Source organism: Kitasatospora sp. NPDC032150, assembly GCF_055579945.1.
Genome location: NZ_JBVIMH010000023.1, coordinates 36,974 through 61,839 on the forward strand (window position 1 = coordinate 36,974; position 24,866 = coordinate 61,839).

A 24,866-nucleotide genomic window follows, 5' to 3' on the forward strand; every position below is an offset into this window, starting at 1 on the left:
CCGTATCGAACCACCCCCCTCACCGTCGGCAACCGAGAGCGACAGTCCATCAACGCTCAGTAAAGTGGTGGCCAAATGACCCAACTGCGGCCTGCCGGACCGGCGGTGGGCCACGAGGGAGAGCGATGACCGCCGCCATCAGCGTGGACCCGCACGGCCTGGCCCAGGTCGGCCGGCAGAGCCGGGAGGTCGCGGCCGCCATGCCCGCCGAGATCGTCCGTATTCAGGGGCCGTCCGATGAGGCGGCCGCCGGGCTTCGCGGCTGGCGTACCCAGGAGGCCCTCACCCGCTGCACCCAGGCGTGGGAGGAGTGCCTCCGCGCGCTGGCCGCCGAGGTCGACGCCAACGGCGCCAACCTGATCGCCACGGCCGACAACTACAGCGCCGCCGACGCCGCCGTGCACGGCGGCCTGTCCTACGCCACGGCCGCCAACGGAGCGCGCTGATGGTCGACTTCACCGCCCTGCGCGACGCCCGCCCGTCCGGGCTCGGACCCGCGGCGGACGCGTACGACGAGCTCGGCCGGGCGAACGCGGCCCACCACGAGGTCATCAAGGAGGCCGTCCGCTGGATCGTCCACGGCGGCAACTGGACCGGTTCGGCGGCCGAGGCGGCGACGAAGGCGCTGGAGCGGACCGACAAGCGCCTCGACGGCTCCCACACCGCGATGCAGGGGATGGGAATCCTGCTGCGCGACGCCGCCGAGGCCTTCGAACTCGCCCAGGCCAAGCTGCTGGAGGCCGTCGACGAGGCGGCCCAGGCCGGATTCCCCGTCGGCCCCGACGGATCGGTCGACTGCCCGCCGCCGACCGAGGCCGACCGGCACGACCCCGACTACGCCGCGCTCGGCGCCCCGCAGCAGGCCCGGGCGCACGCCCTGGCGGCGCGGATCGGCGGCGCCGTCGCCGAGGCCGACGCCGCCGACCAGCAGGTCGCCGCGCTACTGGACCAGTTGGCTCAGAGCGCGCGTTCCGGCTACGGCATCAACCGGGACGCGGCCACCACCCGCCTCGACAGCATCAACGACCTCGGCCGGAAGCTCATCGCCGCGGCCTGGCCGCCCGACGACGCCTCGCCCGCCCAGGTGCACGACTGGTGGCACGGCCTCACCCCGGCCGAGCAGCAGAAGCTGGTCAAGGACCACCCCGAGCTGCTCGGCAACCGCGACGGCATCCCCAGCGCCGCCCGCGACCAGGCCAACCGGATCGTGCTGCCCCGGCTCCTCGACGAGTACCGGCGCAAGCCGTCCCCGCTCTCCGCGGCGGACCAGCGGAAGCTCGACGGCTTCGAGGCCATCCGCAAGCGACTGGCCGGCGAGCTCCCGGACGGCGGCGGGCCGGGCGGCGATCCGCCGCTGCTGCTGATCGGCCTCGGCGACCAGGGCCAGGGCCGGGCCGTCCTGAGCTGGGGAGACCCCGACACCGCCCGGCACGTCTCGGCCCTCGTCCCCGGCCTCGACAGCACCCTCGCCGGTGCGGCCGGCGGCGACACGACCACCGCCCTGCGGATCCGCCAGGCCGCGGGCGAGGAGGCCACCGGAACCGCCTCGATGATCTGGCTCGGTTACGACGCGCCGCTGTGGGACGGCGGCTCCGTCCTCACCAAGGACCGCGCGGTGGAGGGAGCCGCCGGGTACGACCGGTTCCTGTCCGGCCTGCGCAGTACGCACCAGGGGGACGCCCCCGCCCATGTCACCGCGATCGGGCACAGCTACGGCTCGCTCCTGGTCGGCCAGGCGGCGCAGCGCCCCGGCGGCGTCCCCGCCGACGACGTGGTCCTGGTCGGCAGTCCCGGTGTCGGTGCTGACCACGCCTCGCAGCTGAGCGTCGGCGCCGACCACGTCTACGTCGGCTCCGCGGCGGCGGACCCGGTGAGCCACCTGCCGTCCAGGACCGATGCCGCCGCCACCGGTCTCGCCATCGGCGGCGCCGTGGTGACCAGCCCCTTCGCCGCCGTGACGGGGCACCAGGTGGACCCGCACGGGCTGTGGTTCGGCCAGGACCCGGCGAGCGCGGAGTTCGGCGCCCGGCGGTTCAAGGTCGACGACGGCACACCGACCGACTCCCACAGCAACTACTTCGGCAAGGACGGGAAGGGCGGCGACTCACTGCCCAACATCGGCCGGATCGTCGGCGGCCACCCCGACCAGATCACCCGGGAGCCCGGCCGGTGACGGTGCCCCGGCTCCCCCGGCTTCCCCGGCTTCCCCGTACCCGTCCGGTGACGCTCCAACGGCTGCCCCGCGCCCAGCCGGTGACGATCCGCCGTTCTCCCCGCGCCAGCCCGGTGACGGTCCGCCGCTCTCCCCGTGCCCGGACGGGCGGCACCCGCACCGGCGCACCGGCCGGCGGGGTGCCTCGGCCGCCCGTCCTCAGCGTGCTGCTCGCCGTCTGCGTGCTGCTGCTCTGCGGCGCCTGCTCGTCCGCCCCGGTGCCGGTGGTGCCGCTGGCCGTCGCACACGGCCGGCTGGAGGACCTCTTCGGCGAGGCCTCGGCGGCCGTGCGGCCCCCGGTCCAGTGGACCGACCCGGCGTACACCGGCTTTCCCGTGCTCTCGGGGCTCTGCGGCACCCAGGGCTGCCACCGCACCGGCCGGGCCGAGCTCCAGGGCGTCCGCTGGGTCAGGACCCGGGTCTCGGCCGCCCGGTACTCCGCCCTGCTCGACCAGGTGGCCCGGCGCTGGACCGAACACGGCTACCCGGTCGAGCGCCGCGCCCAGGAGGTGGTCGTGCGGGCCGCCGGCCACACGGCGCGGCTGTGGTGGCTGGACGCCGCCACCGGTTGCGTCCGGCTGGAGAGCTCGGTCGCCGACGTCGAGGACACCGGCGGGGCGGACGGCTTCGAGAGCCACCCGTTCGGACGCGGCGGTGACGGCGGCCGCAGCTGCGCCTCGGCGACGGACCCGTACTGGTCCGGGTGAACCGTCAGCTCGGGCAGCACGGCCCGCAGCCGGCGGTGAACCCATGCGCCCTCGCATGCCCCGCACATGCCTTATTAGGCTCTACTTACCGGGCCGAGACCCGGGGTAGACCTTCTGCACGACCGTCGGAAGCCGAATCCGCGCGAAGGACTGACGCCATGCCGCGCCCCACACTCGCCCAGTTCTGCCTCGGCACCCTGATCATCGTCACCACCACCGTGGGGCTGCTCGCGGTGTCGGGGGCGACGGGGGTGGCGGGCATCGTGGCTCTGGTCGCCGTCGCCGTGGCGCTCGGCGTACTGGTCACGGCCCTGCTGATGACCGCCGACCGACGGCGGCGCCCGCCCGTCCGCCCGGCGTCCGACCAGCCCCGCCCCGAGCCCCGGCCCGCCGCCCGGCCCGCCGCCCCGGAGTACGCCCGCCAGCGCTGACGCCCCCTGGACGGACGGGCCGGGGCCAGCGGAACCCGGTCCCGGTGGCCACGGCCCGTCCGTCCGACGTCCCGGCGTCCCGGCGTCAGGCGTCAGGCGTCACGCGTCAGGCGTCAGGCGTCAGGCGTCAGGCGTCAGGCGGTCGAGACGACCACCGTCTTGGCCGCCTTGTCGTGGATGCACTGCCGGTAGGGCTTGTCGAACACCCCGAACAGACCATTGATCGGCCACCAGAGCAGCCCGCAGCAGACCAGCGCCGGCACCACGAAGACCGCCGCCCGGGTCCACGCGGCCGCGCCGGTCGGGCCGCTCCCGTCGATGAGCATCGCGACCCGCAGCTTCATCAGCTTCTTGCCGACCGTCTGACCGTCACGGCTCAGCATGACGCCCTCGTAGACCAGGTACAGCGCGTACCCGAGCCAGGTCGCGCCGACATAGCCGTCCTGCCTGCCCAGGCTGGCGAACGGCAACACGATCAGCGCGGCGATGATCTGGATCCCGATGTAGTCGATCAGCTTGGCGGCGATCCGGTTGGGCCAGCTGCCGAGCGGCGGCATCCCGGGCACCGGGCCCGGAGCGGCGCCGGGGCCGCCCGGCGGGTACGGCGCTCCGTACCCTGGCGGCGGGGCGCCGTAGTGCGCGCCGTAGCCCGGCGGGGTGTCGTACGGGCTGCCCGACGGCGGGGGCGCGCCGGTCGGCCCCGCACCGGTCGGCGGCTGCGGGGGCGCGCCGTACGGCGGTTCTGACGGGGCTCCCGGCGTACCCTCCGCCGGGGGCTGCTGCTTGTCGAAGGAGGGCTTGCCGCCGCCCTCCGGCTCCTGGCCTGCGGGGTCGTGGCTGCTCATGGATTCGAGTAGAACATCAGCATTCCTATGATGTTGGGATATTTAGACCGTTTTGCGGCATCGGCTCGAGCGGTGACCACCCCTCAGGAGCGCACCACCCTGGTCCGGGCGGCACGGTCCTGCCAGCCGCGCCGCGCGGCCGGGTCGAGGAGCGGCGACAGCATGCCGACCACCGTGACCACCGAGAGCTGCCTGACGGCCCATCGGAGCAGCGACCGCCCGAGCGCGGGCGGACCGGACGGCCCCGCCGCGCGGACCACCCTGATCCCCAGCAGCCGCTTGCCCAGGGTCTGCCCGTTCCGGGCCGTCGGGACCACCTCGTACAGCAGGCCCGCCAGCGCCAGCAGGCCCAGCAGCACCCCGGCCTTGCCGAGCACCACCGCATCGAGCAGCCAGACGTCCACCGCGCGGTGCGTCATCGTGGCGACGATCTGGGCGTGCTGCAACCGGTCCTGGACGTGGGCGACGGCCGAGGAGACCAGCGGCACCCCGGCGGCCACCGCGACCAGCGCGATCACCGCGCTGTCGAACAGCCGGGCGGCGAGCCTGCGGCCCAGGCCCGCCGGAGCGGGCGGGCGTGCCTGCCGCTCGGCCGGCCTGCGGGCGCCGGCACCGCGCGACGCGGCGAGCGTCGGCTTCGGTTTCCGGGCCGGGGCGGGGACGGGGGCTGTCACCCTCGCTGCCGATGCCGACTTCGGTGCCGCGGCGGATTTGGGTGCCGCGGCGGATTTGGGTGCCACGGCCGGAGCGGCCACGGGGACGCGAATCTCGCTCGGCTTCGACCACGCGGGGAGGGCGTCCCAGGACACCCGACGCGGCGCCGCACCGGGTTCCGCCGCGTCACGCCGGGCCTCGGAATCCGCCTGGCGGTCCTCGGCCCCGGTGCTCTCGCTCCGTGGGACCGGCTCGGGCCGCACGACCGGCGCACCGACCGGCTCCGGCTCTCGCTCTGGCTCTGGCGGCGCCACCGGCTCCGGGGCGGCGGCCGCGGTGGGCGCGGGCGGCACGGGTCCGGCCGTCGACCGCGTCCACGACTCGAGCTCCCGCTCCGCCTCGGGCGCCAGCACGAACGAGGCCCCGCCGGAGGTCTGGTCGAAGAACAGCGGCCCCGTCTCACTCACCGAAGCGGCAGCGGACGGAGCGGCAGCGGACGGAGCGGCAGCGGACGAGACGGCACCCGCCGAGCCGGCAGCGGGCGAGGCCGGAGCGGCGGGCGCCGCCGGAGCCGGGGCGGGTGCCCGGGCGGGCGCCGGCGGCGGTGCGTAGCGGGCCGCGGACGGCGCGGTCTGGCGGACGGTGAAGCGCGGGGGCTCCAGGACCTCGCCCGGTTCGGGTGCGGGTCTGCTGGTGCCGGGTACCCAGGCCGTTCCACCCCAGTAGCGGACGAATCCCGGAACGGAGGGGTCGGGGTAGTAGCCCGGCGTCGGGTCGACGGCGGTGTCCGCGCCGCCGTCGAAGGGCCGGTCCGTCATGTGGTTCTTCTTTCGTTGCAGCGCCGGGGGGACGGCAAAGCAGAGGACTGCGGGCAGGAGCGTTACGGGGCGAGCAGGCCGCGGGCGGGAGCACAGCGGAGCAGGGTGGTGCCGCTGGGGCACCGGCGCAGCAGCGCAGGCGGGCGCGGACGAGCCGCCGCGCTTGCGGCGGACAGTCGTCAGGCAGTCACAAAGGGTAGTACCTTCGCGCCGTGACGGCGGGCAGTTGGAAAATCCCGGGAGATCCGCGAAAAGTGTGTAAGACCTGACGCCCGGCGTGCTCTCTCCAGGTGAAGGGGCCCGGAAGCGGCTCCACGTACCCGAGAGGAAGCCGGTCATGGACAGATCCGCCACCGTCGTCGAGCAGGAGCTCGAGCTCAGCCTGGTGCTCTCCGCGGAACACAGCATCCCCGTCCCGACCCGGCTGTCGTACAGCAGTCACGACCCGTTCGCCGTGCACATCACCTTCCACCTGGACAGCGGCGCGCCCGTGACCTGGGTGTTCGCCCGCGAGCTGCTGGTGGAGGGGACCTTCAGGGCGTGCGGGCAGGGGGACGTCCGGGTGTGGCCCACGCGGTCGGGCCGGCAGAGCGTGCTGTGCCTGGCGCTCAGCTCCCCGGCCGGCGACGCCCTGCTGGAGGCCCCCCTCCCGATAGTGGCGGGGTGGCTGGAGCGGGCGCACCGGCTTGTCCCGCCGGGCGCCGAACTCGCGGCCCTCGACCTTGACAACTCGCTCGCCGAGCTGCTCGCGTGATCAGCCGTGGCTGGTACGCGCGCCCCCGGGGGCCTCAGCGGGCCGCGGGGGCCCGCTGAGAGCCGTCAGGGCAGTACGGGACGCACGGCCGGCCGTACTCGGCCTCCGGCGGAGCGAGCCGGACGCAGTCGTCCGCCCCGGGTCGGTGGTGGCCCGCTCGCACGGTTCCCGCGCTCCCGGGCAGGGCGGGTCCGCCGTGCGCTGCCCCGTGCCGCCGCGGGGCTGCGCCTAGCGGCCTTCCGCGCCGACCTTCACCGGCCGGTGCGCCGGCGCGCTGTCGGCCCGCTGCAGCGGCACCAGCGGTGCCCCCGCGGCCCTGCGGCGGGAGCGCACCCGCAGCGCGGACAGCGCCAGGAACCCGAGCCCGATCAGCGGGTAGACGTCGGCCGGGATCTGGAAGACGTACGGCATGAGCCGGTCCCGGTCGCCCTTGTGCGGGATGATCCACATCGCGAAGGAGAGGAAGCCGAACAGCGTCGCACCGAAGATCCACCGCCAGCGGGCGCGCCGGATCGCGGCCGGCCGGGACCGCTCGTGCGCCGCCTCCGCGGCGAGCAGCACCAGCATCGGGACGCACCAGACCCAGTGGTGGGTCCAGCTGATCGGCGAGACCAGGACCGCGGTGACGGCGGCGGTGCACACGCCCCAGGCCTCGGAGCGGGGCAGCCAGCGGTCGCTGCGGTACGCCCAGGTGGCGATGGCGAGTCCGGCCAGTCCTGCCAGGCCGGCGATCACGGTGGCGGTGGTGCCGGGGTCGGCGGTGTGCATCAGCCGGGCCACGGCGCCGCGGAGCGACTGGTTGTCGACGATCTCGGTCTTGCCGACCCGGGAGGAGTCGTAGAGGTACTTGGTCCAGAACCCGTGGGTGGCGTCGGGCAGGACGGCCGCGCCGATCGCGAAGGTGCCGAGGAAGGTGAGGCCGGCCACGAAGGCGGCCCGGATCCGGCCGGTGATCAGCAGGTAGACGGCGAACAGGCCGGGGGTGAGCTTGATCCCGGCGGCGATGCCGATGGCGACGCCCTTGCTGCGGCGCTCGTCGGGCCGGGTCAGGTCCCAGAGGATCAGGCAGGCGAGGGCCAGGTTGATCTGGCCGTAGCGCAGGTTGGTGAAGACCGGCTCCAGCCAGACTCCGAGGCCGGTGACCAGGACGATCCCGACCGGCCGCAGCTCACGGCGCGGCCAGCCGGCCAGCTTGAAGGACAGGTGCGCCAGCAGCGCGAGCAGGACCAGGTTGCCGCCGGTGACCGCGACCCGCAGCAGGCCGACGCCGAGGTAGGCGGTCGGCACGAAGAGCATCGCGGCGAACGGCGGGTAGGTCGCGGGCAGGTTCCACTTCGTGACCCGCAGCGCGTACAGGTCCTGGCCGTGGGCGACGGCGGAGCCCTCGGCCCGGTAGACGATCATGTCCACCATCGAGGTGCCGACGAAGTGCCGGACGATCGCGTAAGCGAGCAGTGAGAACAGCGCCACACCGCCCGCCCGGACCAGCGCCTGCCGCGGGGCCGCGCGCAGGGCGTCGACGGGCGCGGAGAGGACGGCGCCGACCGTACGGGCGCGCGGCCGTCCCGTCGGGGCAGCGCCGTTCTGGCCGAGCTGCCGCTGGGGCGCCCGCTGCTGCTCCTGCACCGTTGTCACGTTCCGCTCCGTCCGCCGGTTGACCAGCTAGCGACACTACCTGACCGAGCCCGGGGTGCCCCGGGCTGCGGGAACACCCCGGTCCGGACGGCCGGCGGACGGGCGAGCGGGCGGCGGGCTCAGCCGGTGTGGCCGCCGAGGGTCCGGGCGAAGTCCAGCGGCTGCTGGGCGATGCTGCTGCAGGTCGCGTCGGCGTACGGCTTCGCGCCGCCCGGGCACGCCTTGTCGCGGGTGCCGGACCACATCGAGAGCCAGGCCAGGTGCTTGCCCGCGGCGAAGTCGGCGAGCTGCTTGGCGTCGGCGACGGTGAACACCTCGGTGGCGACGTCGTTGACGCCGATCATCGGGGTGACGGCGACCTTCGCCCAGGCGGCGCCGTCGTCGAGGCCGAGCACGCCCTTGACCTGTGCCTGGGTGGCGGTGGCGGCGGCGATCGCGTACGTGCCCATCTTCCCGGTCGGGTTGGGGGCGACCCCGTCGCCGAAGTCCATCGCCATGATGTTGACGGCGCCGATCGCGACCCCGTTGCGCTTCGCGTCGGCCACCAGGTTGATGCCGTCCTGGGTCAGGCCGGTGGGCAGCGCGGGCAGTGTGAAGGACACGTCCAGGGTGCGGCCCTTGGCGGCGGCGGTCCGCTGCAGCTGGGCGACGGCCTGGGCGCGTCGGGTGTTGGCGGCGGTGTCGGCGAGCGCGCCGCCCTCGATGTCGAAGTCCACCTTGGTGAGACCGTACGCGTCCACCGCCCGCTGGTACGCGGCGGCCAGCTCGGCCGGGGAGGAGCAGACGGTGGCGAGTTCACTGCCGTTGGCACCGCCGAAGGAGGCCCTGACGTCGCCGCCGATCCCGCGCAGCGCGCCGATCTGCGCCGCGACGGCGTCGGCCGACAGGTCGCTGACCCCTCCCCACTTGGGGGTGCAGCCGCCGCCGGATACCAGGAAGGCGAGGTTGAAGTTCTTCACCCCGCCGGCCTTGGCCGCGGCGACCAGGTCGTAGGGCGGGTATAGCGAGGTGTCCACGTACGGGGCGAAGCGGGCACCGCCGGCCGGCGCGGGCGTGGCGGTGGGCGTGGACGTCGGTGTGGACGTCGGTGTGGACGTGGGCGTCGGGGTCGTCGGGGTGGGCCCGGCCGTGCTCGGGGTGGCGCTGGGCGTCGGCGTGGTGGTGGTCGGGCGGCCGGAGGGCACCGGGGTCGGGCCGGTGCCCGCCGTGCACGAGGTGTCGTCGATCAGGCAGTTGGCCGGCTCGACCTGCGCCGCACCGGAGCCCTGGACGACGAAGCCCACCTCGACCGTCCTGCCGGGGTCGATCCGCCTGCTCCAGGACTGGGGCTTCACGGTGATGTGCTGCCCGGACGCCGTGAAGGTGGCGTTCCAGAGCGAGTCGATCTTCGCTCCGGACGGCAGGTCGAAGCTGAGCGTCCAGTCCTCCAGCGCCTTGTCGCCGGGGTTGGTCACCAGGTACCGGCCGGTGTAGCCGCTCTCCCAGGTGCTGGTCCGGCTGTAGGCGGCGCCGACCGAGGCCGCGCTCGCGGAGGAGGCGAGGGCCATCGCACCGCCCGCGACGACCACGGCGGCGAGCGCCGACGCCCCGATGACCGTTCCCTTCCGACTTCTCCGGTGGCTGCCTGAACGCCGGTTCCGCTGGGACGTCATGACCCGTTTACCTCCGCTTGACGACAGATCGGCCGGAGCTCCCCGGCCCCGGCCCCGCCGACGCTAACGGCGCGTTCCCACCGGATCGGCCCACCTCAGCCGCTCCAACGCCTCCGTTAGGACGCCTTTAAGGAACCCGCCCCGCCATCCGGCCAATCGACGGTTCGTCAGGGCCGCGGGGGCGCTCGGGAGCGGTACGACCCGGCGATCCTGAAGCGGCGTCAGGCGCGTCTGCGGCGGCGGGAGGCCCGCGGCGGGTCACCGCCCGGGCGGGTGCGGAGGCGGAGGCGGAGTTCGGCACCCCCGAGGACCGCCGAGCGGCCGAGGGCGAGATCGCCGCCGGTGCCCTCGGCGAGCTTGCGGACGATGTCGAGGCCGAGGCCGGTGGAGCCCTCACCGCCCTGGCCCTCGCCCCTGCGGAGGGCGGCGACCGGGTCGGCGAAGCCCCCTCCGGCGTCCCCGACCAGGACGATGACGGAGGCCTCGGTCACCAGGACGTCCACCGAGAAGGCGGTGCCGACCGCGGTGTGCCGGAACACGTTGCCGAGCATCGCGTCCACGGCTGCGGCGAGGTCGCCGCGTTGGACGGGTACCGGCGCCGCCCCCTCGGCCCCGGCCAGCTGCCAGCGGCGTCCCTCGTCCTCGGCGAGCGCGGACCAGAACCCGACCCGCTCGCGGATCACCTCGGCGGCGTCGCAGCCCACCGCGACCGCGGGTGCGTCGTCGGGCGCCCGCCGCGCCGAGCGGATGATCTGGTCGACCTCGCGCTCCAGTTGGGCCACCGCGTGCCGGGTGGCGTCGGCGGCGTCGCCCTCGCCCAGCCCGGCGGCGTTCAGCCGGAGCACGGTGAGCGGGGTGCGCAGCCGGTGCGAGAGGTCGGCGGCGAGCTCGCGTTCGGCGACGAGCAGGTGGACGACCCGGTCGGCCATGGCGTTGAAGGCGTGGGCGGCCTCGCGGAGTTCCTCGGGCGTGCCCTCGACCCGGTCGCCCTCGACGGGGACGCGCACCGCGAGGTTCCCGCCGCCGAGCGAGCGGGCCGCGGCGGCCAGCCGGCGGGCGGAGGCGACGATCCGGGCGCCCATCCGGTCGGCGACCAGGACCGAGAGGGCGACCAGGGCGAGGGCGACCAGGGAGAGCACCAGCCAGGCGGTGCCGACGCCCCGGGTGAGGTCGCCGTCGGCGACGTACACCTCGACCACCGCGATCCGGCCGCCCTCCACGGCGACGGCCTGCAGCAGTGCGAAGCCGCCGGTGACGTGGACGGTGAAGGAGCGGGCCGGCCCGCCGGCGGAGGTCCGGCCCGCGGGGTCGGCCCGGCCGGCGGCGGTGGAGACGTCGAGGGCGTCGGCCCGGGCGGTGCCGACCACGGCTTCGGTGCCGCTCTCGGTGGGCAGGTGGACCGCGACCCGGCCGCGGGCTCCGGCGTCGGTGCTGGCGAGCGCGCGGGCGATGGCGTCCTGGCCGGTGGTGATGGCCAGCGCGGGGGCGAGGGCGGCGGCCTGGCGCTCGGCGGAGGTGAACGCCCGTTCCCTGGCGGTCTGTTGGACCATCAGGCCGAGCGGGATCAGGAAGGCGAGGGCGACCATGGTGGTCCCGGCGACGGCCGCCTTGACCAGTGCCCAGCGCAGCGAGTGCCCGCGGCGCTCCGGCCGGCCGGCGCTCCGTGTCACGTGGGGTCACCTGACGGTGCTTCGAGGCGGACCCCGACCCCGCGCACGGTGTGCAGGTAGCGCGGCTGGGAGGCGGTCTCGCCGAGCTTGCGGCGCAGCCAGGAGAGGTGGACGTCGATGGTCTGGTCGCCGCCGTACGTCTGGCGCCAGACCTCGGCCAGGATCTCCTTGCGCGGGACGACCACGCCGGGCTTGGCGGCGAGGAAGGCGAGCAGGTCGAACTCGCGGCGGGTGAGGTCGAGCAGCCGCCCGTCGAGTGCGGCCTCGCGGCGCTGGACGTCCACCACCAGGCCACCGACCCGCAGGACTTGCGCCACCGGTGCGCTGCCGCTGCCGAACCGGCGCAGCACGGCGGCCATCCGGGCCGTCAGGTGTTCGACGGAGAACGGCTTGACGAGGTAGTCGTCGGCGCCGTCGTTGAGCAGCCGGACGATCTCGGCCTCGTCGTCGCGGGCGGTGGAGATGATCACCGGGACGTCGGTGAGCCCGCGGATCATCTTCAGGGCCTCGCTGCCGTCCAGGTCGGGCAGGCCGAGATCGAGGATGACCAGGTCGCAACCGACCTGGGCGACCTCGCGGAGTGCCTCCAGCGCGGTGCCGACGCTGCGGACGGCGTGGCCGGAGTCGGCCAGGTGCCGGATCAGGGCGGAGCGTACGAAGGGGTCGTCCTCGACCACGAGCACTGTTGCCATGGGCCTGCACGGTACGCCATTCGGGTGTGGTGGTCTGTACCTCGGCGGCCGGGCGGGGCCCTTGGGGCCGGTTCACCGGCCCACTTCCGGGGAGCGCCGGGCGAGTTCGCGGGCCGGCGGGCCACCGGGCGGCGGAATGCGGCAGGATGTGCTCGCGATGCGGAACGGACTGGTGCAACTCACCGCCTGGGTGGCGGCCACGTCGGCGGCGGTGGCGCTGTCCTGGCTCGGTGTGCACGCCGTTCTGGCGGACGCCGCCTTCGAGGAGCCCCGGGCCGTACCGCTGCCGTCGCCCAGCGGACGGCCTGTTGACGATCCGTCGACTCCCTCGCCGGTCATCGGCGAGCCCACGGCCGCCGCGTCCGGCTCCGCCGGCCCGGACTCCGCTTCGCCGACGCCGTCCGCGTCCCCGCCGCCGTCCTCCCCCGCTCCGGGTGTCGCGCGCAGCTCGCAGCCGGCGGACACCTCGGTGCGCAGCTACCTGGTCCCGGGCGGGCGGGTGGCGCTGGACATGCGGCAGGACCGGGCGGACCTGGTCTCGGCCGCTCCGGAACCGGGCTGGCAGATGCAGGTCTGGCGCCAGGAGGGCTGGCTGCGGGTGGACTTCGCCCAGGGCGGCAGGGTCAACTCGGTCTTCGCCACCTGGAACGGGCACCCGCCGAACGTCCAGACCGTGGTGCGCTAGGACGCCCCGGGGGCCGGGTCGTCGGGCGTACGCCGAGCGGCCCGGAGCGGGCGGTGCACCGCGTGGCCGGCGCGACGCGGTGGTGGTGGGCGGTCCTGCGGGCGTCGCCGACGGCGAGTCCGACGGCGAGTCCGACGGCGTCGGTCCGCCGGGCCGGGACGGAGACGTCGGTCAAGAGCGCCTCCCCCTCGTCCCCGGGCCGCCGGCATCCCCGGCCCCGTGGCGCGGTGTGGGGGGCCCGCGCCACGGGGCTGTGCAGGGAGCGTGGCGCCCATCACACCGACGCGCAACTGTTCCGATTGATCCTGGGCAAGCTGCGCGGCCGCGCCGGAGAATGACAGCCCCAGCTGGACAGGTTGCCCACCGGACGGAGCCCGCCGTGCACACCCCCCACGACGCCATCGACGCGCTCGACGGAAAGTTGATCAGACTCCTCAGCGAGGAACCCAGAATCGGGGTGCTGGAGTGCTCACGCCGCCTGCAGGTGGCCCGGGGGACGGTCCAGGCCCGGCTCGACCGGCTGCAGGCACGCGGGGTGATCGGCGGTTTCGGCCCGCAGGTCGACCCCGCGGCGCTGGGCTATCCGGTGACGGCCTTCGCCACACTGGAGATCTCGCAGGGCCAGGGGGTGGACGTCCGGGCGCACCTGGCCTCGGTGCCCGAGGTGCTGGAACTGCACACCATCACCGGCCAGGGGGACATGCTGGTCCGGATCGTGGCGCGGTCCAACGGCGATCTGCAGCGGGTGATCGACCGGGTGGTCGACTTCGAGGGGATCGTCCGGGCGTCCACGGCGATCGCGCTGGAGAACCCGGTGCCGTACCGGATCCTGCCGCTGGTCGAGCAGGCCGCCCGGGAGTAGCCGGGCCCTCCGTCTCAGCAGCTGGGGACGGACCCGCCGGTCTTCAGCGCCTTCAGGGCGTCCACCGCGCCGGAGAGCGTCTTGACCGGGACCAGCCGCAGACCGGACGGGGTGTTCACCTTGGCGTCCGAGCACTCGGCCGTCGGCAGCAGGAACACCGTGGCGCCGTCCCTGGCCGCGGCCTGGGTCTTCAGCGGCACGCCGCCGACCGCGCCGACGTTGCCCTGGTCGTCGATGGTGCCGGTGCCCGCGATCACCTTGCCGCCGGACAGGTCGCCGCCGCCGCCGTCACCGGCCAGCTTGTCGATGATCCCGAGTGCGAGCAGCTGACCGGCGCTCGGGCCGCCGATGTCGCCGAGGTCCACCTTGACCTTGACCTTCTCCGGTGACAGGTGCAGGTAGCCGAGCGCCGCGACGGTCGCGCTGTCCTGGGACTGGGCCATTTCCTGCTGGGTCGCCTGGTTGGCCTTGGCCGGGTTCTGCTGCGGGTAGACCGCCTCGGACGGCAGCACCGCCTCCTTGGGGCTCACCCAGGAGCTGAGCGCCTCCCGGAGGCTGATCCGCTCACCCGGGCTGGTCGCCGTGATGGTCACCATCCGCAGCTGGCCCTGGGTCGGGCGGACCGGTGCGCCGGTGATGCTCAGGACCGGCTGGTCCTGGAAGTCGCCGAGGACGTCCGCGGTGGAGCCGGGCATGGTCCGGGTGAACGGCAGCGGCGCGAACGCGGCCGTCCCCAGCAGCGCGCCGACCAGCACACCGCAGAGGGTGAGGGCGCGGGTCCTCGGAGCGGTCAGCGCCGCAGGCAGCTTCACATCAGGCACACAGGCATCCAAACACACCCGCTCCCCTCCCCGCAGACGGGTGGGCCGCCGGGGCCTTCGGACTTGGCCGACGGAGTGCCCCTTCGCCGCCGGGGCCGGCGCGGGATCGGCCGCGCCACCGCACCGGGTGCCGGGGCCGATGGCCCCCGGACGGCCCGTCCGGAGCGTCTACCGGAGCGCGTCCGCGACTTCCGTCGCCGCCTCCACCACCCGGGGTCCGACCCGTTCGGGCACCAGCCCGCTGAGCATCACCACCCCGACGCTGCCCTCGATCCCGCTCAGTCCGAGCAGTGCGGCGGCCACCCCGCTCGCACCGGACTGCTCGTCCGCCTGGGTGACGGCGAGGCCCTGCTCAAGGCGGCGCTGCCCCGGGAAGGCACGCGCCTCCAGGATCGCCCGACCGGCCGCGTTCTCGGTCAGCGGGACCCGCAGGCCGGTCCGGTACGCGACGTGGAAGTCCGTCCAGCTCGGTTCGACGACCGCGACGGCCAGCGCCTCGTTCCCGTCCACCAGCGTGAGGTGGGCGGTGGCGCCCAGGTCCTCGGCGAGGCCGCGCAGCGCGGGCAGGGCGGCCTCGCGCAGCAGCGGGTGGACCCGGTGGGCGAGCCTGAGCACGCCGAGGCCGACCCTGGCCCGACCACCGATGTCCCGGCGGACCAGGCCGTGCTGTTCCAGGGTGGCCAGCAGCCGGTAGACCACGGTCCGGTTGACCGCGAGCCGGGTGGACAGTTCGGTGACGGTCAGCCCGCGTTCCGCGTCTGCCAGGAGCTTGAGGACCCGCACGCCGCGGTCCAGTGTCTGGGAGGTCTCGGTGGTCACGCGCACATTCCTTTCTGCGACGGTGACCGACGGTGCCCCGGCGGGAGGGGTGCACCGGACGGAGCGCCGGGAGGGAGGTGGGAGGTGTAGCGCGCAGGAATGGGTGTCCGCGCTTGAGCGGTGCGCCGGCATCATCGACGAGCGCACGACCGTGCGGCGCCCGCCTCGGTTGGGTGGACCGTCGGCGAGCGATGGGCAGAACGTAGTGAAGGCGGGCCCGGTGCGGAAGAGTTTGTCCAAAATCCGGGAGGTTTTCTGGGTATCCCCCACTTCAGATCGGGACATATCCAGGCATTTTCCCCAGCCATATCGATCACCAGTTCGAGACCTCACCGCACTCCGGACGCTCCCGGACCCGTGACAGCCCCCGACCGACCCGCGACAGCCCCCGACCGACCCGCGACAGCCCCTCCGGGTGCGTTCAGCCGACCCGCAACAGCCCTTCCCGCAGCGCCACCGCGACCGCGGCGCCCCGGCTCTCGACGCCCAACTTGGCGTAGATGTTGGTGAGATGGCTCTTCGCGGTCGCCTCGCTGATGAACAGCCGGGCCGAGATCTGCCGGTTGGAGAGCCCGTCCACCAGCAGCCGGAGCACCTCGGTCTCCCGTCGGGAGAGCACCGGGACCGCACCGCGCATCCGCTGCAGCAGCCGGCCGACCGCCGCCGGCCCGAGCACGGACTCGCCGCGCGCGGCCGCGCGGACCGCGGACACCAGGGCCTCGGCCCCGGCCTCCTTGCCGATGACGCCCATCGCCCCGGCGTCCAGCGCCGCGAAGGCCTCCTGGGCGGCGCCGTACGCGCTGAACACCAGGACGGCCGGCGCGTCCGCCCGCCCGGCCAGCCGCTGCACCAAGTCCACGCCCTGCGGCTGCCCCGCTCCGAGGTTGAGGTCGAGCAGCACCACGTCGGGGGCGTCCTCGGCGGGCGACTGGGCCAGCAGCCGCAGCGCCCGGTCGACCCCGTCGGCCTCGCCGACCACCCGCAGGTCGGGCTGGTCCTCCAGCATCACCCGGACCCCGAGCCGCAGCGCCGGGTGGTCGTCTACCACCAGTACGCGGACCACCCCTCCGGACACCAGTCCGCCCCCCGTCCTGACGCCGCCGCGCCGCACTGCTCGGCTTAGACCGACCGGTCTTAACGGGGCGCGATCAGACGAACCACCTCGCCGGAGCCCCAGTATGACAGGGGGAGTTGACTACCCGGCAGTACGCCGCCACCACGGCCGGACCGCCCGGAGCCGGCGCCCCCGGGCGGCATCGCCCGCCTCCCGGTCGGGGAACTCCACCGCCACGGTGGTTCCGCCGCCGGGCACCGAGTCCAGGGCCAGCCGCCCGCCGAGCCGCCCGATCCGCTCCTCGAGCCCGGCGAGCCCCAGGCCCGGCCCCGGCCTCCGCTCCGCCGACAGCCCGACCCCGTCGTCCCGCACCAGGAGCCGCACCCGGTCGGGCAGGTGGTGGAGTTCGACGGTGACGGTGTCCGCGCCGGCGTGCCGGACCGCGTTGGCGACCGCCTCCTGGACCAGCCGCAACGCGGCGCTCTCGGCCGCCAGGCCGAGCCGCCGGGCGGTGCCGGTGATCCGCAGCCGGAGCTCGGGCGCCCGCAGGGTCGAGGCGCAGGACGATCCGTCGGGGCCGAGCTCCAGCAGTCCGCGCACGATGTCCAGATTGCGCCGGCTCAGCTCCACGTACCCGGTCAGTGCCGGGACGAGGCCACCGGCACCCAGCTGACTCAGTGCCACCCCGGCGGTCAGGTCCTGCGCCTGACCGAGGCTCAGCAGTGCGGTGTCGTGCACCGCCGCCAGCCGCTCCCTGGCCCGTTCGAATCCGGGCGCGCCGGCCGGCAGCGCCCGGTCGGCGGCACGGACCAGCAGCGTGATCGCGGCGAGGCCCTGCACCACGGTGTCGTGGGCGTCCCGGCCGATCCGCTCGCGCTCGGCCAACCGCCCCTGCTCGTAAGCGACTTCCAGCCGCGCGGCGCTCGGCCCGCCGGCCCGGTCACGGTACAGCCGACCGCAGGCGGCCAGGACGGCAGCGCCGGCCAGTCCGGGCAGCAGCACACCCGCCAGTCGCCGCACCAGGCCCCCATACCATCGACTCGCCATCGAGGACCACCGCCGATCCGATGGTTTCCACCCGCCCCAATTGGCGATTTCCGTCCCAGACGGTCGGCGGATGCGGCTGTTCGACCAAAGAGGGAGTCTGGTCGACAGGGCCACCCGAACAAACCGGTCAGCCGGAAAACTCCAACGACGAGGGACGATATGCGTTTTCGCGAGCAACCGGAAGATCTCTCTCCGTCGGGGCCGCCGACCCGGCGGTACCTGCGCACCCGGCTCGCGATGGATCTGGAGAGCCCGCTCGGCCCCCGCTTCCCGCTGGAGGTGGAGTGCGACTACCTGGAGGACGACCCGCTGGTCGTCCGGCTCACCTTCCCCGCCCCCGGCGACACCCCGGTGACCTGGGCCCTCTCCCGCGATCTGCTGCTGGCCGGGCTCAGCGCACCGAGCGGCACCGGCGATGTGCACGTCCGCCCGGTCCCCGGCGGCCTGGTGGAGCTCCACCTGTACTCCGCCACCGGCTCGGCGGTGCTGCTGGCCGACGCGAACGCCCTGCACTCGGCGCTGCTGGACACCGGGCAACTGGTGCCGTTCGGCGCGGAGTTCAGCCCGGAGAGACTGCGCCGGGGACTGGAGCTGCTGCTCCGGTCCCCGGCCGGCGAGGGCTGAACGCCCACTCCTTCTCAGGCTACTTGGCCCACTCCCGGATCTTGGCGATCCGGGCCTTGAGCTGGTTGGCCGTCGCCTGCGCGGTCAGCGGGCCACCGCACTGGCGGCGCAGCTCGTTGTGGATGGTGCCGTGCGGCTGGTTGGTGCGGTGGTGCCAGGCTGCGACCAGTGCGTTCAGCTCCTTGCGCAGCTCGCGCAGCTCCTGATGGGTCACCACCGGGCGGTCTTCGGCGGGGAGTTCGAGCAGGTCGGCCTCCTCGGCGGGCCTGGCCTTGCTGCGCTGGATCTGCCGGTGCTGGCGCTTCTGCAGCAGCATGTGCACCTGGTCGGGCTCCAACAGACCGGGGATGCCGAGGTAGTCCTCCTCCTCCTCGCTGCCCGGGTGCGCCTGCATGCCGAATTCCATGGCGTTGTAGAGCACCCGGTCGAAGACCGCGTCCGAGCCCAGCGCCTCGTAGCTGAACTCCTCACCGCCGGCCGCATCGGGGCCGTCCTTGGCCTGGTTGGCCTCGGCGAGCAGGCGGTCCTCCTCGTCGAAGAGGCCCTCGCCCTCCTTCTTCGGCCGGTCGAGCACGTGGTCCCGCTGGAGCTCCATCTCGTTGGCGAAGCCCAGCAGCATCGGGATGGTCGGCAGGAAGACCGAGGCGGTCTCGCCGCGCTTGCGGGCGCGCACGAAGCGGCCGACGGCCTGTGCGAAGAACAGCGGGGTGGAGATCGAGGTGGCGTAGACCCCGACGCAGAGCCGGGGCACGTCGACGCCCTCGGACACCATCCGGACCGCGACCATCCAGCGGGAGTCGCCCGCGGAGTACTCGGAGATCCGCTTGGAGGCCTCGGCCTCGTCCGAGAGGACCAGGGTCACCTTCTCGCCGCTGATCTCGCGCAGCATCTTGGCGTAGGCGCGGGCCACGTTCTGGTCGGTGGCGATCACCAGGCCGCCGGCGTCCGGGATCGCCTTGCGCACCTCGGTGAGCCGGCGGTCGGCCGCCTGCAGCACGGCGGGGATCCACTCGCCCTGCGGGGAGAGCGCGGTGCGCCAGGCCTGGGCGATCAGGTCCTTGGTCAGCGGCTCGCCGAGCCTGGCCTCCAGCTCGTCGCCGGACTTGGTGCGCCAGCGCATGTTGCCGCTGTAGGAGAGGAAGATCACCGGGCGGACGACGTGGTCGGCGAGCGCGTGCCCGTAGCCGTAGGTGTAGTCGGCGACCGACTTGCGGATGCCGTCGCTGCCCGCCCCGTACTGGACGAACGGGATCGGGTTGGTGTCCGAGCGGAACGGCGTACCGGTCAGCGCGAGCCGGCGGGTGGCGGGCTCGAAGGCCTCCGAGCAGGCCTCGCCCCAGGACTTGGAGTCACCGGCGTGGTGGATCTCGTCCATGATCACGAGGGTCTTGCGGGCCTCGGTCCGGTTGCGGTGCAGCATCGGGTTGACGCCGACGCCCGCGTAGGTGACGACGATGCCGTCGTACTCCTTTGACAGCGGACCCGAGGAGTAGGCCGGGTCGAGCTTGATGCCGACCCGGGCGGCGGCCTCGGCCCACTGCTTCTTCAGGTGTTCGGTCGGGGCGACGACGGTGACCTGCTGCACCAGGTGGTTGTGCAGCAGGTACGACGCCAGGGTGAGCGCGAAGGTGGTCTTGCCTGCGCCCGGGGTCGCGACGGCCAGGAAGTCGCGGGGCTGCTTCTCGATGTACTTGTCCAGCGCCCCCTGCTGCCAGGCCCGGAGCTTGCCGGCGGTGCCCCAGGGGGCACGGCCGGGGAAGGCCGGGGACAGGTGGGACGAGGGAGTTGCGGCTGCCCGGGCGGAAGTGTGCGGTTCGGCGTCCGAGAACAGCGGGGCCATGGCTGAAGCGGCGGCAGTACTCACGGTCTCCGAGGGGGGATCGTCGCAGGTCAGAGCCATGATCGCGGCCCCGACCCGCAGTTGGTCGGCGAGCGGACAACCCGCCCAGCCTACCGGTACTCCCCCCGCTTCGGCCTCTGACGCGGGCCCGTCACACCCCGTGCGCAGCCCCCTCGGCGAGCTCCCGCAACCGGCCCGCCGCACCCCCGCGCCACCGGCCCCACCCGCCGCCACGGCCACCACCAGCTCGTACGCGGCGCCCTGGTCGACCCCCAGTCCGCCGGAGCCGACCCGGACGCCATTGGTCCAGACCAATGGCCATTGTGTGTGAAGCGAACCCGCAGGTCACCCCGCCGTTCGGCGGCTCCGTCCCGCCGTCCGGCTCACGAGGAGAGCTTGCGCATCAGCCGCACCCCCTGCGCCGCCGTCAGATGCGGCAGGTACGCCTTGCCGATCGCCCGGGTGATGCTGGCCAGCGCAGCCGGGTCGGGATAGGCCATGTACATCGGCCGGTACTCGGGCTGGAACTTCGCCTTGAAGGCGAGCAGCGAACGGAAGCCGTACACCGGTTCCAGCACCCCGCCCATCCAGTCCAGCATCCGCTGCAGCGCGGTGGGCGGCTCCCCCCGGTCGGCGCGGGCCAGCGGGGCCCCGGAGAGGCTGAGGAAGCGGGCGCCCTCCTCCTTGAAGCCGAGCGCGGCGGAGGCGATCAGGAACTCCATCACGCCCCGGAAGGGTTGGTAGGCGGCTCCGCCGCGGGCCTCGGCCCGGCGGCGCATGAAGTCCAGGGTCCAGCCGACCGTCTCGCCGTTCTCGTACACCGGCATCCAGCTGGTGAGCCCGTGCACGGTGCGGTCGCCGTCCACCGCGATCAGCAGCCGCACCTCCGGGTCGGCCAGCTCCGCCAGCCCGCCGAGGGTGAACCCCATCTCGGGCAGGCCCTTGTCGCAGACCCACTCCTCGGAGATCGAACGTATCTGGTCGGTGATGGCGAGCGGCGCGTCCTGGTAGCGCCACCACTCGGCGGTGATGCCCTGCTTGGCCGCCTTGTTGAGCGAGGTGCGCACGTCCTGCCACTTCTTGCCGGTGAAGGCCAGCCCGGGCAGCGGCACCACGGTGTCCTCGGCGACCTGGAGCGAGCGCCAGCCCAGTTCCTCGGCGGCCGCCGCGGTCTCGGGGGTGACGCTGTAGAAGCAGGGCGTCCAGCCCCTGGTGTCGCAGTACCTGGCGAACCCGGCCACCGCGCGCCGCCGGGCCTCCGGCTCGCCGAAGGGGTCGCCGGTGGTGAGCGCCACCGTCGCGATCACCCGGTACGGGACGGCGGCCGTACCGTCCCGGTCGAACCAGTAGTGGTTGCCCTCCCAGGTGGCTATGTAGGAGAGCGTCGAGCCACCGTACCGGGTGAGCAGCTCCCGGGCGCGCACCGCGTCCGCCGCGTCCGCGTGCACCACCGGGCGGCGGAAGGCCAGCAGCAGCGAGGTCAGCGCGACCGTCCAGAACAGCAGCCCGCAGTAGATCTCCAGGGTCTGCGCCGTGCCGCCGGCCGCGATCGGGGAGCCGGGCAGCAGCTCGCCGTAGGCGGGCGGCAGCAGCTCGGCGAGCAGGCCCGCCGCCAGCTTCCCCAGGGTCGCGGTCGGCTCGTACTCCTTCCTGACCAGCCAGCCGAGCCCGATGTACGCACCGCCGCTGAGCAGCAGCGCCCCGCCGATCACTCCGGCCAGCCGGCGCAGGTCCCGGCGCGGCAGCCGCTGGTCGAAGCGCCGCCGGGTGGCCAGCAGCAGCGCCAGCATCAGCACCGGCAGCAGCACCGCCTCGCCGATCAGCTCGTACAGGTCGGCCACGCCGTCGGTGACCCGGAAGTCGTCGTAGTTGAGGGCCAGCAGCCGGCCGAGCACCCCGATCCACAGCAGCTCGGTCGCCGCGGTGATCCACCAGGCCACCCGCAGGCCCCGGCGCAGCCCCTCGGCGAGCACCACCAGCAGGACCGGGACCAGGGCCGCCATCAGCCTGCCCGGGGAGCCGAAGAAGCGCTGCATCGCGTGCGCGCGGGCGCAGTCGGCGGCGGTCTCCTGGCAGGCGGCGACCACGTCCCGGCCGGTGGTGGCGTGCGAGAAGTAGAGGTCGCCGAGGGTGTTGAACGGACCGATGGCGTCCTGGTAGAGCGAGGCGACCAGCGGCCCGAGCGCGGTGGCGACCAGGCAGAGCGCGACCAGCACCCGGGTCTCGGTGCGGGAGACCCGCTGCGCCCGGCCGGGCAGCCGGCGGTGCATCAGCACGCCGAGGCCGAAGCCGACCAGCACCCCGGCCATCCGCTGCACACCCTGCAGGTTCCCGACGTAGAGCATCATCACCAGCGGGACGAGCACCAGCACCAGCCGCAGCCGCCGGCGCCAGAGCACGGTGAGCCGGTGCGCGAGCACGGCGGCGACCGCGACCAGTCCGGTCATCGGTCCGATCGCCAGCTGGTCCTGGATGTCCAGGGTCCAGCCGATGTCGGCGCCCATGCCCAGGCGGACGGCGCCGGTGCCCAGCAGCGCGCCGAGCACCTGCCCGGCCAGCAGCACGGCGGCGGTCACCGACGTGCCGAGCCGCTGCTCGGCGGCGGGCCCGATCACCAGCAGGATCACGCTGGTCGCCACGTACGCGCCGATGCCCGAGCACCACAGCAGCGAGCCGGCCAGCGCCCACCAGTGACCGTCGTTCAGGCTGACCAGGCCCACCCCGACATGGCCGAGCAGCCCCTCGGACGGACCCCGGCCGACACTGCCGGTGGCCCAGCCGACGGCCCACATCGCGACCAGCAGCGCGACGGTGAGCGGCGCGGTGCGCAGCCGGGCGACGGCCGCGCCGAGCACCCGTAGCCGGCGCCGCCCGTCCGGCTCGGCCTCGGGTGTCCTCGGGACGGATTCGAGGGCGGCCGCGCTCATCGGATCAGTCCCATCTGCTGGGCGAGCCAGGGAAGGTTGTGGACCAGCCCGCCCTGGAAGGCCTTCCAGTCGTGGCCGCCGGGCATGGCGGTGAAGGTGGCCTTCATCCCGGCCTCGACGGCGGCGGCGTAGACCCGGCGCTGCTGCGGCCCGTACTTCCGGTCGCCCTCACCGACCACGAAGGCGCCGGCGGTCTCGGAGAACTTCCTGCGGGTCATCAGGTGCATCGGGTCGACCGCATCGAACGCGGCCTCGTCACCGCCGAAGGTCGCCTTGACGGTCTTCCCGTGGCTGCCGAGCGTCGGCTCCTGCTGGCCGGAGATGTCCAGGAAGGTGCCGTAGACCTGCGGTGCGTTGACGGCGAGCTGGAGCGCGCAGGTCCCGCCGAGGGACATCCCGCCGATCGCGAGGGAGCCGCGACCGGTGGCGGTCTGCAGGTGGGCGTGGATCCAGTCGGGGACGTCCTCGGCGAGGTAGGTCTGCGACTTGGCGATCTTGGAGTCCATGCACAGCGGGTTGCCCCAGGCCGAGCCGATCTGGTCGACGACCAGCACGATCGGCGCCAGCCCGTCGTGCCCGGCGGCGAAGTCGTCCAGCAGCTCGGCGAGCCGGCCGGAGTTGACCCAGTCGGCGGGCGTGCCGGGCTGACCGGCCATCAGCACCAGGACGGGCAACAGGGGCCTGGGCTCGGCCTGGTAGGCGGGCGGCAGGTAGACGTAGGCGTCGCGGGCTTTGAAGCCGGACTTCGCGCCGGGGACCGGCGCGCTCGAGACGGTGCCCTTGGCGGGCAGCCCCTCGGGCCGCCGCCAGACCTCGGCCAGTGCTCTGCCCGGCGGGGCGGCGACGGTGTCGGACGAGCTGGTGACGGTCAGCGGGTGGGCCCGGCCGAACCAGGAGTCCAGCAGCACCCGGGTGCTCGGGTACTGCTCGAAGAACCCGTTGACCTGGTCGGAGGACATCAGCAGCACCAGCACGGCGGCGAGCACCACGCCGAACCGGCCGCGCCGGCGCCCGGGGCCGGGCGGGAGCAGCCGCGCCACCGCGAGGGCCAGCGCGAGGAGGCCGACGCCGATCCAGGCGGTCACCTGGATCGGCAGCTCCTCCGGGAAGGGCTGCCACCAGTCGTCCACGGCCATCTGCAGCAGTGCGGTGAGCACCGCCGCCACCGCCACGGCACCCGGGAGGCGCCGCCGCCACCAGCGCCGGCCACCCGACACCCCGAGACCCAGCAGGGCGGCGATGCCGACCGTCATGACGGCGAACAGGACCGCGCCGTGGGTCAGCGGCCAGTCGAGCGGGTTCTGCGCCGCCAGCGGCCGGCTGCTCATCATGCTCCTCGCATGGTCGAGTCGGCTGACATGGGATCAGCCGACATGTGATCGGGTGACGTTCGGTGACACGGCCGGCGGCCGCCGCCGGGGCAACTAGGACAGGCTACGGACCAGGTGCGCGAACACAACGACATTTGCGTCGTACCCGATGCCCGCGGTGAATCCCCCGCCGCAGGTGATCAGCCTCAGCTGCGAGTCCTGGGCGGGACCGTAGACCTTCTCGTCCGGGAAGTCGTCCTTGGGATAGAGCTCGACGGCGTCCACGAGGAAGAAGGCGGTGCCCCGGTCCGCGCCGGTGATCTCCACCTGGTCGCCCCGGCGCAGGGTGCCGAGGTTGTAGAAGACGGCCGGCCCCTTGCTGTTGTCGACGTGCCCGGCCACGATCGCCGTCCCGCGCTGACCGGGTGTGACGCCGTCGCGGTACCAGCCCGTCAGGTTCCGCTCACCGGCCGGTGGCGCCTGCAGGCGGCCGGCGGCGTCCAGGCCGAGGCTGGTGACGGGGGCGTCCACCCCGATCGACGGGATCCTGATCCTGGTCGGGACGGCCCGGGGACGAGGCGGGACGAGCATCGCGGGCGAAGTGGCGCTGCCGAAGCCCTGGGAGAGGCCGGGCAGCGGGGGCAGGTGGAGGCCGTTGCCGCCGTGGATCATCCAGGCGCCGAGTACCAGCACGGCACTCGTCGCCAGCGTCCCCGGCCACGGGCTCTTACCCGGCTGCGCGCCCACTCCTCACCTCACCCCTTCGTCGATCCGCTGTCCCAAGTCAAACGCCCTGGTCGGCGCGTG

General features: G+C 74.1%; 22 protein-coding genes. 8 read left to right on the top strand and 14 right to left on the bottom strand.

The annotated features are described in order from the left end of the window. Positions 1-125: 125 nt before the first annotated feature. The 4 genes from ACZ5ON_RS24810 (at position 126) to ACZ5ON_RS24825 (ending at position 3,350) form a co-directional block, all read left to right on the top strand. Positions 126-446 (top strand): hypothetical protein, encoded by a 321-nt coding sequence (locus ACZ5ON_RS24810; RefSeq protein WP_465596693.1) that lies wholly within the window; start codon positions 126-128, stop codon positions 444-446. Continuing rightward, positions 446-2,173, top strand: a complete 1,728-nt coding sequence (locus ACZ5ON_RS24815; RefSeq protein ID WP_465596696.1) for an alpha/beta hydrolase — start codon at positions 446-448, stop codon at positions 2,171-2,173. The genes ACZ5ON_RS24810 and ACZ5ON_RS24815 overlap by 1 nt, the downstream gene beginning before the upstream one ends. Beyond that, complete coding sequence (locus ACZ5ON_RS24820) at positions 2,170-2,919, top strand: hypothetical protein (protein WP_465596699.1); 750 nt, start codon at positions 2,170-2,172, stop codon at positions 2,917-2,919. The genes ACZ5ON_RS24815 and ACZ5ON_RS24820 overlap by 4 nt, the downstream gene beginning before the upstream one ends. A 158-nt stretch (positions 2,920-3,077) precedes the next feature. Then, complete coding sequence (locus tag ACZ5ON_RS24825) at positions 3,078-3,350, top strand: hypothetical protein (RefSeq protein ID WP_465596702.1); 273 nt, start codon at positions 3,078-3,080, stop codon at positions 3,348-3,350. A 134-nt stretch (positions 3,351-3,484) separates the two neighbouring features. On the opposite strand, the gene ACZ5ON_RS24830 is transcribed toward ACZ5ON_RS24825, so the two are convergent. Continuing rightward, on the bottom strand, positions 3,485-4,195 hold the full coding sequence (locus tag ACZ5ON_RS24830) for an RDD family protein (RefSeq protein ID WP_465596705.1): 711 nt from the start codon (positions 4,193-4,195) through the stop codon (positions 3,485-3,487). A gap of 83 nt (positions 4,196-4,278) precedes the next feature. Continuing rightward, positions 4,279-5,667, bottom strand: coding sequence for an RDD family protein (locus tag ACZ5ON_RS24835; RefSeq protein ID WP_465596708.1), 1,389 nt, complete (start codon positions 5,665-5,667; stop codon positions 4,279-4,281). A 337-nt stretch (positions 5,668-6,004) separates the two neighbouring features. Between ACZ5ON_RS24835 and ACZ5ON_RS24840 the strand changes: the two genes are divergently transcribed. Then, the gene (locus ACZ5ON_RS24840; protein WP_465596711.1) at positions 6,005-6,421 is read left to right on the top strand and encodes an SsgA family sporulation/cell division regulator; all 417 of its coding nucleotides are present in this window, start codon (positions 6,005-6,007) and stop codon (positions 6,419-6,421) included. Between the two features lie 228 nt (positions 6,422-6,649). Here ACZ5ON_RS24840 and ACZ5ON_RS24845 read toward each other — a convergent pair whose 3' ends face one another. From ACZ5ON_RS24845 to ACZ5ON_RS24860, 4 genes are all read right to left on the bottom strand, one after another. Beyond that, complete coding sequence (locus tag ACZ5ON_RS24845) at positions 6,650-8,056, bottom strand: glycosyltransferase 87 family protein (RefSeq protein WP_465596714.1); 1,407 nt, start codon at positions 8,054-8,056, stop codon at positions 6,650-6,652. Between the two features lie 119 nt (positions 8,057-8,175). After that, positions 8,176-9,708 (bottom strand): glycoside hydrolase family 18 protein, encoded by a 1,533-nt coding sequence (locus ACZ5ON_RS24850; RefSeq protein ID WP_465596717.1) that lies wholly within the window; start codon positions 9,706-9,708, stop codon positions 8,176-8,178. 221 nt (positions 9,709-9,929) lie between these two features. Next, the gene (locus ACZ5ON_RS24855; RefSeq protein WP_465596872.1) at positions 9,930-11,336 is read right to left on the bottom strand and encodes a sensor histidine kinase; all 1,407 of its coding nucleotides are present in this window, start codon (positions 11,334-11,336) and stop codon (positions 9,930-9,932) included. Positions 11,337-11,374: 38 nt separating this feature from the next. After that, positions 11,375-12,070, bottom strand: a complete 696-nt coding sequence (locus tag ACZ5ON_RS24860) for a response regulator transcription factor (protein WP_465596720.1) — start codon at positions 12,068-12,070, stop codon at positions 11,375-11,377. A 157-nt stretch (positions 12,071-12,227) separates the two neighbouring features. Between ACZ5ON_RS24860 and ACZ5ON_RS24865 the strand changes: the two genes are divergently transcribed. Then, complete coding sequence (locus ACZ5ON_RS24865; protein ID WP_465596723.1) at positions 12,228-12,755, top strand: hypothetical protein; 528 nt, start codon at positions 12,228-12,230, stop codon at positions 12,753-12,755. A 379-nt stretch (positions 12,756-13,134) separates the two neighbouring features. Then, complete coding sequence (locus ACZ5ON_RS24870; RefSeq protein ID WP_344636315.1) at positions 13,135-13,617, top strand: Lrp/AsnC family transcriptional regulator; 483 nt, start codon at positions 13,135-13,137, stop codon at positions 13,615-13,617. 14 nt (positions 13,618-13,631) lie between these two features. On the opposite strand, the gene ACZ5ON_RS24875 is transcribed toward ACZ5ON_RS24870, so the two are convergent. The 4 genes from ACZ5ON_RS24875 to ACZ5ON_RS24890 form a co-directional block, all read right to left on the bottom strand. Next, entirely contained in the window at positions 13,632-14,438 is an 807-nt protein-coding gene (locus ACZ5ON_RS24875; RefSeq protein WP_465596727.1) for a hypothetical protein, read from the bottom strand. A gap of 168 nt (positions 14,439-14,606) precedes the next feature. Further along, positions 14,607-15,257, bottom strand: a complete 651-nt coding sequence (locus ACZ5ON_RS24880; RefSeq protein ID WP_465596730.1) for an IclR family transcriptional regulator — start codon at positions 15,255-15,257, stop codon at positions 14,607-14,609. Between the two features lie 421 nt (positions 15,258-15,678). After that, the gene (locus ACZ5ON_RS24885; protein WP_465596733.1) at positions 15,679-16,332 is read right to left on the bottom strand and encodes a response regulator transcription factor; all 654 of its coding nucleotides are present in this window, start codon (positions 16,330-16,332) and stop codon (positions 15,679-15,681) included. A gap of 120 nt (positions 16,333-16,452) precedes the next feature. After that, positions 16,453-17,358, bottom strand: a complete 906-nt coding sequence (locus ACZ5ON_RS24890; protein WP_465596736.1) for a sensor histidine kinase — start codon at positions 17,356-17,358, stop codon at positions 16,453-16,455. Positions 17,359-17,595: 237 nt separating this feature from the next. Between ACZ5ON_RS24890 and ACZ5ON_RS24895 the strand changes: the two genes are divergently transcribed. Next, a complete protein-coding gene (locus ACZ5ON_RS24895; protein WP_465596739.1) occupies positions 17,596-17,982 on the top strand; it encodes an SsgA family sporulation/cell division regulator in 387 nt (128 codons plus the stop codon). 19 nt (positions 17,983-18,001) lie between these two features. On the opposite strand, the gene ACZ5ON_RS24900 is transcribed toward ACZ5ON_RS24895, so the two are convergent. From ACZ5ON_RS24900 to ACZ5ON_RS24915, 4 genes are all read right to left on the bottom strand, one after another. Then, positions 18,002-19,822, bottom strand: coding sequence for a DEAD/DEAH box helicase (locus ACZ5ON_RS24900; protein ID WP_465596742.1), 1,821 nt, complete (start codon positions 19,820-19,822; stop codon positions 18,002-18,004). Positions 19,823-20,205: 383 nt separating this feature from the next. After that, the gene (locus ACZ5ON_RS24905) at positions 20,206-22,749 is read right to left on the bottom strand and encodes a bifunctional lysylphosphatidylglycerol flippase/synthetase MprF (protein ID WP_465596745.1); all 2,544 of its coding nucleotides are present in this window, start codon (positions 22,747-22,749) and stop codon (positions 20,206-20,208) included. Next, positions 22,746-24,077 carry an alpha/beta hydrolase gene (locus tag ACZ5ON_RS24910; RefSeq protein ID WP_465596748.1) on the bottom strand — a complete coding sequence of 444 codons (1,332 nt, stop codon included), beginning with the start codon at positions 24,075-24,077 and terminating at the stop codon, positions 22,746-22,748. The genes ACZ5ON_RS24905 and ACZ5ON_RS24910 overlap by 4 nt, the downstream gene beginning before the upstream one ends. 96 nt (positions 24,078-24,173) lie before the next feature. Further along, positions 24,174-24,806: a class F sortase gene (locus tag ACZ5ON_RS24915; protein WP_465596751.1), complete on the bottom strand. Its 633-nt coding sequence runs from the start codon at positions 24,804-24,806 to the stop codon at positions 24,174-24,176. Between the last annotated feature and the right edge of the window lie 60 nt (positions 24,807-24,866).

Coding starts and splice junctions, on each gene's coding strand:
- ACZ5ON_RS24850 (WP_465596717.1), bottom strand. CDS start 9,708: ATGACGTCCCAGCGGAACCGGCGTTCAGGCAGCCACCGGAGAAGTCGG.
- ACZ5ON_RS24860 (WP_465596720.1), bottom strand. CDS start 12,070: ATGGCAACAGTGCTCGTGGTCGAGGACGACCCCTTCGTACGCTCCGCC.
- ACZ5ON_RS24900 (WP_465596742.1), bottom strand. CDS start 19,822: ATGGCCCCGCTGTTCTCGGACGCCGAACCGCACACTTCCGCCCGGGCA.
- ACZ5ON_RS24890 (WP_465596736.1), bottom strand. CDS start 17,358: ATGGCGAGTCGATGGTATGGGGGCCTGGTGCGGCGACTGGCGGGTGTG.
- ACZ5ON_RS24835 (WP_465596708.1), bottom strand. CDS start 5,667: ATGACGGACCGGCCCTTCGACGGCGGCGCGGACACCGCCGTCGACCCG.
- ACZ5ON_RS24910 (WP_465596748.1), bottom strand. CDS start 24,077: ATGAGCAGCCGGCCGCTGGCGGCGCAGAACCCGCTCGACTGGCCGCTG.
- ACZ5ON_RS24815 (WP_465596696.1), top strand. CDS start 446: ATGGTCGACTTCACCGCCCTGCGCGACGCCCGCCCGTCCGGGCTCGGA.
- ACZ5ON_RS24905 (WP_465596745.1), bottom strand. CDS start 22,749: ATGAGCGCGGCCGCCCTCGAATCCGTCCCGAGGACACCCGAGGCCGAG.
- ACZ5ON_RS24865 (WP_465596723.1), top strand. CDS start 12,228: ATGCGGAACGGACTGGTGCAACTCACCGCCTGGGTGGCGGCCACGTCG.
- ACZ5ON_RS24810 (WP_465596693.1), top strand. CDS start 126: ATGACCGCCGCCATCAGCGTGGACCCGCACGGCCTGGCCCAGGTCGGC.
- ACZ5ON_RS24830 (WP_465596705.1), bottom strand. CDS start 4,195: ATGAGCAGCCACGACCCCGCAGGCCAGGAGCCGGAGGGCGGCGGCAAG.
- ACZ5ON_RS24825 (WP_465596702.1), top strand. CDS start 3,078: ATGCCGCGCCCCACACTCGCCCAGTTCTGCCTCGGCACCCTGATCATC.
- ACZ5ON_RS24840 (WP_465596711.1), top strand. CDS start 6,005: ATGGACAGATCCGCCACCGTCGTCGAGCAGGAGCTCGAGCTCAGCCTG.
- ACZ5ON_RS24895 (WP_465596739.1), top strand. CDS start 17,596: ATGGATCTGGAGAGCCCGCTCGGCCCCCGCTTCCCGCTGGAGGTGGAG.